6 protein-coding genes are annotated in these 6,102 nt (G+C 66.0%); 4 read left to right on the top strand and 2 right to left on the bottom strand.

All coding sequences use genetic code 11. From position 1 onward, the window contains the following. Nucleotides 1-182 precede the first annotated feature (182 nt). Both G606_RS0100355 and G606_RS0100350 read left to right on the top strand, forming a co-directional pair. Nucleotides 183-569 (top strand): transcriptional regulator, encoded by a 387-nt coding sequence (locus tag G606_RS0100355; RefSeq protein WP_026644340.1) that lies wholly within the window; start codon nt 183-185, stop codon nt 567-569. Between the two features lie 209 nt (nt 570-778). After that, nucleotides 779-1,363: a M23 family metallopeptidase gene (locus G606_RS0100350; protein ID WP_231371360.1), complete on the top strand. Its 585-nt coding sequence runs from the start codon at nt 779-781 to the stop codon at nt 1,361-1,363. 29 nt (nt 1,364-1,392) lie between these two features. On the opposite strand, the gene G606_RS0100345 is transcribed toward G606_RS0100350, so the two are convergent. Together G606_RS0100345 and G606_RS0100340 are read right to left on the bottom strand one after the other, a co-directional pair. Beyond that, nucleotides 1,393-2,763 (bottom strand): substrate-binding domain-containing protein, encoded by a 1,371-nt coding sequence (locus G606_RS0100345; protein WP_051198241.1) that lies wholly within the window; start codon nt 2,761-2,763, stop codon nt 1,393-1,395. A gap of 249 nt (nt 2,764-3,012) precedes the next feature. After that, on the bottom strand, nt 3,013-4,230 hold the full coding sequence (locus G606_RS0100340; RefSeq protein WP_026644337.1) for an NADP-dependent isocitrate dehydrogenase: 1,218 nt from the start codon (nt 4,228-4,230) through the stop codon (nt 3,013-3,015). A gap of 129 nt (nt 4,231-4,359) precedes the next feature. Here G606_RS0100340 and G606_RS0100335 point away from each other — a divergent pair, with 129 nt between their 5' ends. Together G606_RS0100335 and G606_RS0100330 are read left to right on the top strand one after the other, a co-directional pair. Beyond that, complete coding sequence (locus G606_RS0100335) at nt 4,360-5,481, top strand: GuaB3 family IMP dehydrogenase-related protein (protein WP_026644336.1); 1,122 nt, start codon at nt 4,360-4,362, stop codon at nt 5,479-5,481. Between the two features lie 168 nt (nt 5,482-5,649). Next, nucleotides 5,650-6,102: IS607 family transposase (locus G606_RS0100330; RefSeq protein ID WP_034523221.1), on the top strand; the 453-nt coding region annotated here is incomplete at its 3' end.

The raw sequence follows: 6,102 nt of genomic DNA, 5'->3' as shown, positions 1-6,102 counted from the left end.
TGGGACAAAACAGTGGACAGAAATCGTCGGGCACACCGACAGCGTATGAATCGCAACGGTTCCAGAGCGTCGTGTTCAAATCCTGTCAGCCCGACCGAGACATTCGAGGCCATCCCTTGTGGATGGCCTCATTGCAATGGTTCCAAGGGGTGGCGGCCGTTCCGGCCGCCGTGGAGGCTGCCGTGAGTATGAACACCGTCGACCGTCGCGCACTCGAGCAGCTCGACGACGAGCCGCTCGATGAGCAGATCGCTTACTACCGCAAGCCGTTCATGGTGCTGTGGGCGGCGGTGCAGGAATCGTCGGCGGAACTCGTCGAGGACTACGGCATGTCGCCCGAGCTCGCGCAGCTGTGGGTGGCGGAGCGGCTGCGACAGGTGGGCGATTCGCTCGTCGACCGTCTCGCCGAACGCGCGGCGGCCCGCGGCGTGAGCAAATCGAACGTGTCGCGCGCGGCGGGGGCGAGCCCGACGAACGCGCTGCGCCGCTTCCCGCGGCTGCGCGACCTCGATGAGGGGCGCACGCCGGGGCGCACGCTCATCGACGACGTGCTCGACTCGCTCGACTGATTGGCGGCCGCGCGACCGTCCATGGCACCGTCCGAAGCGACGATTTTTGTTGTATATGCGACGGCCATCCACATCAATTGGTCGATTTCTGCCGCGACACGCCGTGTTCAGGGCCGTCCGTACACATACCTCCGTCACGGTGGACAGGCAAGCCCGCGGCGTTCGATAGTGGAACGACGACATGTTCCGCAAGTCGAAGGAGGAGTCATATGGGACATCACGATGAGCAGCTGCGTGCACGCCGCGCACGTCGTAGAAGGCGTTTCGAGGCGATGCGCGGCCGCCGCCGGCTCAACGCGCTCGTGGCGACGTCGACGCTGATCGTCGCCGCCGCCACGACGATCGGCGTCGGCATGCACACGACCGATTGCGCCTATGCCGACGGCGGCTGCACGCCGGCGATGGTGCTGCCGGTCAAGGGAGGGGTCATCATGTCGCCGTTCGACGAGCCGGCGCAGGTGTGGCTCGCCGGGCACCGCGGCGTCGACATAGCGGTCGCCGAAGGCGCGACGCTCGTCGCCCCCGCCGACGGCACCATCAGCTTCGCGGGAAAGGTGGGAGGAAAATCGGTCGTCAGCATCGTCCACGGCGCATGGACGCTCACCTTCGAACCGGCGGTCACGACGCTCGCCGTCGGAGCGAAGGTGAGCCGCGGCCGCCCCTTCGGCACAATGTCTGGGTCGAGTGACCACTGCGACGGCACCTGCGTGCACTGGGGCATCCGCATGGCGGCCAGGAAGTACGTCGACCCGGAACGCTGGCTGCGCCCGCAGCGCATCGTGCTCGTCGAATGATGCGCCGTTGATTCCCTGCGGCCGGCCTTCTACAGGTCGGCGTCGGCGAGCGAGATGTATCCGGGGTCGATGAGCGTCGTCTTGAGGTTGCCGGCGCTCACCGCGATGAGCGGCAGCCCCATCGTCGGCACGCCGTCGACGGTGTTGAAATGATCCAACGCCGCTTTGTCGTCGTTGCGGTTGAGCGCCCGGCAGATGGCGGCGATGCCCGAGGCGTTGCCGTTGCGGTCGGCCAGACCGGTCATCCACTGCTTGCCGTCGACGATGTTCGGGATGTTGCTCACATACGAGCCGTATCCGGTGACGATCGGCCAGCGGTTGGATGTCACCGGCGGCGTCTCGCGGTCTGCCGATCCGTCGTCCTTCGCCTCGCCGGCGGAGGACTTGGGCGCCTGCGTCGGCTCCGGCACCTTTCCGCGCTGCACGTCGCGCCGTCCGGCGATGTTGCCCAGGACGTCGCCGATCGTGATCGACGGGTTGATGTCGGCGGCTGTGCCGACGTAGCCCATGGCCGTCAGTCCCTTGATGACGCCGTCGGCGACGAAGTCGTTCATCGAGACGACGCCGTCGATCGGCGTGAAGGCGCCTTTCGCGTTCGTATGCAGGCGCGCCTTGATCTCGGCGACGACATCGTCGGTCTTGCGCGCCTGGAAGGCCACGTCATGCCAGTCGTCCTCGGTCGACGCGGCGGAGAGCCTTAGCGACGGGCTGACGACGACGCCGGAGCGGAAGTAGGTGCCGAGCACGCTCCACGCGCCCTTGAACGTGTCGCGCGCGAAACGCTGCTCATCGCTCGGATGCGAGGCCTCGCCGTCGAAGGGCAGCATGATCTCGATGCGTTTGGGGTTGTCCCTGCTCGTCTTGTCGAGTTCGAGCTTGTTGACGAGCTGCTGCGCCTGCATGCGGCCGATCTGCTCGGCGTCGCAGATCGACACGAAGGCGTCCGGCGTGAAGCCGGGGATGCGCGTCGACAGGACGACGACGTGCCCGCCCGCCGCCTTCACCCGGTTGAGCGCCGCGACGGTGCGCGCGAGCGCCTCGTCGACTTTTGCGTCTTTCTCGTCCTTCGCGTCGTCGCCGTCCTTCGACGATTCGAGCATCTGCGTCGCGTAGTCGCCGTAGTACTTCGTCGATTCGGCGGTGCGTACCGCCGGCGCGACGACGAGTGTGCGTTCCCCGTCGCCGTGTTCGATGTGTTCGCGCACGTAGGTCTCAATGCTGCGGCTCTGCTTGTCGAGGTCGGCGTCGGCGTGCGTCGTGATGTCGTCGTCGTCGAATCCCCGTTCGATGAGCGCGTCCGATGTGGCGCCGACGAGGCGGTTCCATGTGTTGAGCGGCACGTTCTGCGAGATCGTGAAGCTGTCGGTGGGCACGAACATCGCCACTTGTCCGTTCGTCATGGACGGCGACGCGGCCGGGGATGCACCGTCCGTCGACGAGGACGAACAGGCCGCCATGGGGATCGTCATGCCGCAGCACAGCGCCATCGCCATGCAGCGTCGCAGAAGTGGAAGGCCCGTATGGGACATGCCGTACCGCTTTCTTATGGGGGATGGGACGGGAACGATTGTACCCGAGGAAGTCGGCAAAACGGCGCAGGGCCCCGTTCCGGTCCGGGAACGGGGCCCTGCGGGGGTGCGGTGAGACCGTCAGGCGCGCAGCGCCTTGTTCAGGTTCTCGTCGAGCGCATCCATGAAGCCCTCCGTGTCGAGCCACGGATGGTCGGGGCCGATGAGCATCGCGAGGTCCTTTGTCATCTGGCCGCCTTCGACGGTCGAGATGATCGTCTGCTCGAGCTTCTCGGCAAAATCGGCGACCTCGGGCGTGCCGTCGAGCTTTGCGCGGTGCTTGAGGCCGCCGGTCCACGCGTAGATCGACGCGATCGGATTCGTCGACGTCTTCTCGCCCTTCTGCCAGCGACGGTAGTGGCGGGTGACGGTGCCGTGCGCGGCCTCGGCCTCGACGGTCTGGCCGTCGGGGGTCATCAGCACCGAGGTCATCAGGCCGAGCGAGCCGAAGCCCTGCGCGACGGTGTCGGACTGCACGTCGCCATCGTAGTTCTTGCAGGCCCACACGTAGCCGCCGTGCCACTTGAGCGAGCTGGCGACCATGTCGTCGATGAGGCGGTGCTCGTAGGTGAGGCCCTCCTGCTCGTAGCGCGTCTTGTATTCGGTCTCGAACACCTCGGCGAAGATGTCCTTGAACTCGCCGTCGTAGGCCTTGAGGATCGTGTTCTTCGTTGACAGGTAGACCGGATAGCCGCGCAGCAGGCCGTAGTTGAAGCAGGCGCGGGCGAAACCGCGGATCGAGTCGTCGAGGTTGTACTGCACCTGCGCGACGCCGGAACCCGGATAGTCGAAGACGAGATGCTCAATCGGCTCCGAGCCGTCCTGCGGCGTGAACGTCACCGTCAGGCTGCCGGGGCCCGGGACCTTGAAATCGGTCGCCTTGTATTGGTCGCCGAAGGCGTGGCGCGCGACGACGATCGGCTTCGTCCAGCCCGGTACGAGGCGCGGGATGTTCGAGATGACGATCGGCTCACGGAAGATCGTGCCGCCGAGGATGTTGCGGATCGTGCCGTTCGGCGACTTCCACATCTTCTTGAGGCCGAACTCCTCGACGCGGGCCTCGTCAGGTGTGATCGTCGCGCACTTGACGCCGACGTGCTCGCGCTTGATCGTCTCGGCGGCGTCGACGGTCACCTGGTCGTCGGTCGCGTCGCGGTTCTGGATGCTCAGGTCGTAGTAGTCGAGGTTGATATCGAGGTAGGGCAGGATGAGACGGTCCTTGATGTCCTTCCAGATGACGCGCGTCATCTCGTCGCCGTCGAGTTCGACGACCGTGCCTTCGACCTTGATTTTCGCCATGGGGGATTCCTCCAATGAGTGATCGGAACGTTTCCATAGACATGCATAGCGCATGACTGTTTCGTCCACGGACGATTGTCCAAAAACCGCGTCACGTCCGTGTCACAGCTGCGCATTAGCCTAGGAGCCATGTCTCAGGAAATTGAAATCGGCCTCGGCAAGAAGGGCCGCATCGCCTATGGCCTCGACGACATCGCGATCGTCCCGTCCCGCCGCACACGCGATCCGCAGGACGTCTCCACCGTCTGGCAGGTCGACGCCTACCAGTTCGACATCCCGGTCATCGGCGCGCCGATGGATTCGGTGACGAGCCCGAAGACGGCGATCGAGCTCGGCAGGCTCGGCACCGTCGGCGTCCTCGACCTCGAAGGCCTGTGGACGCGCTACGACGACCCCGAACCGATCCTCGAGCGCGTCGCCGCGCTCGGCCCGCAGGAGGCCACCGCCTATCTGCAGCAGGCCTACGCCGAACCGATCAAGCCGGAGCTCATCGTCTCCAGGCTGCATGAGATCCGCGATGCCGGCGTGACCGTCGCCGGCGCGCTGTCCCCGCAGCGCACGCAGCAGTACTATTCGACAGTGCTCGAGGCGGGCGTCGACCTCTTCGTCATCCGCGGAACCGCCGTCTCTGCGGAGCATGTCTCGACCGACCATGAGCCGCTCAACCTCAAGAAGTTCATCTACGACCTCGATGTGCCGGTCATCGTCGGCGGCGCCGCGAACTACACGGCGGCGCTGCACCTGATGCGCGCCGGCGCGGCGGGCGTCCTCGTCGGCTTCGGCGGCGGCGCCGTCTCCGCGGTGCGCAAGACGATCGGCGTGCACGTGCCGCTCGCCACGGCGATCTCCGACGTGGCCGAGGCGCGCCGCGATTACATGGACGAGTCCGGCGGCCGCTACGTGCAGGTCATCGCCGACGGCGGCATGGGCGACTCCGGCAGCTTCGTGACGGCTCTCGCGATGGGCGCCGACGCATGCATGCTCGGTGCACCTCTCGCCCGCGCGAAGGAGGCGCCGGGGCACGGCAAGCATTGGGGGTCCGAGGCGCGCCATGCGACGCTGCCGCGCGGCTTCCGCTCCGACGTCGGCACCGTCGGCACGCTCGAGGAGATCCTCTACGGGCCGAGCCACATGGCCGACGGCAAGACGAACTTCATCGGCGCGCTGCGCCGCGCGATGGCGTCGACCGGCTACGTCGACCTCAAGAACTTCCAGCGTTGCGACGTCGTCGTGACGCCGACCGGACGCTAAGCGGCGTCACGACGACGACAAGCGATGCGGCCCGTGGGGGCTCGCGGCAGCTGCCGTGTCCTCCCGCGGGCCGCATCGTCGTCTCCGGGCGGCGTGCGCGCAAAGGGGTCGTTATCTGTTGGTGTATAAGCTTGTTTTGCGTGGTTTGAATATGTTATACTTAGTTTCATGTTGGTGAAGGAATGGGCGGCCCGTGAGGGATTGCATCCGCAGACGGTGTGGAAGTGGTGCCGTGAGGGCACGATGCCCGTGCCTGTGGAGCATACGCCGACCGGCATGTGGCTCATCCATGACCCCAAATACGAGGCCCGACAGGCGCAAGCCCCTGCCGGCGGCCGCACGGTGTGCTATGCGCGCGTGTCCGGTTCGGACCAGAAGAACGACCTGCAACGTCAGGCGGACAGGCTCAAGGCATTCGCGCTCAACATGGGCGTCGAACAGCCCGAGGTCGTCGCGGAAGTGGGGTCAGGCATGAACGACAAGCGGCGCAAGCTCAACCGTTTGCTGGCCGACCCGGGTGTGGGCATGATCATCGTGGAGCACCGTGATCGCCTTGCCCGTATGAACGCGGGATTGATCAAAAGCGCGTTGAAGGCACAGGGGCGCAGGCTCATCGTCGTG

Origin of the sequence: Bifidobacterium sp. AGR2158, from assembly GCF_000424225.1 — a bacterium.
In the GTDB taxonomy this organism is placed as follows: domain Bacteria; phylum Actinomycetota; class Actinomycetes; order Actinomycetales; family Bifidobacteriaceae; genus Bifidobacterium; species Bifidobacterium anseris.
Note: the sequence above shows the minus strand (reverse complement) of the source record. Positions and strands in the feature narration are given on the sequence as shown.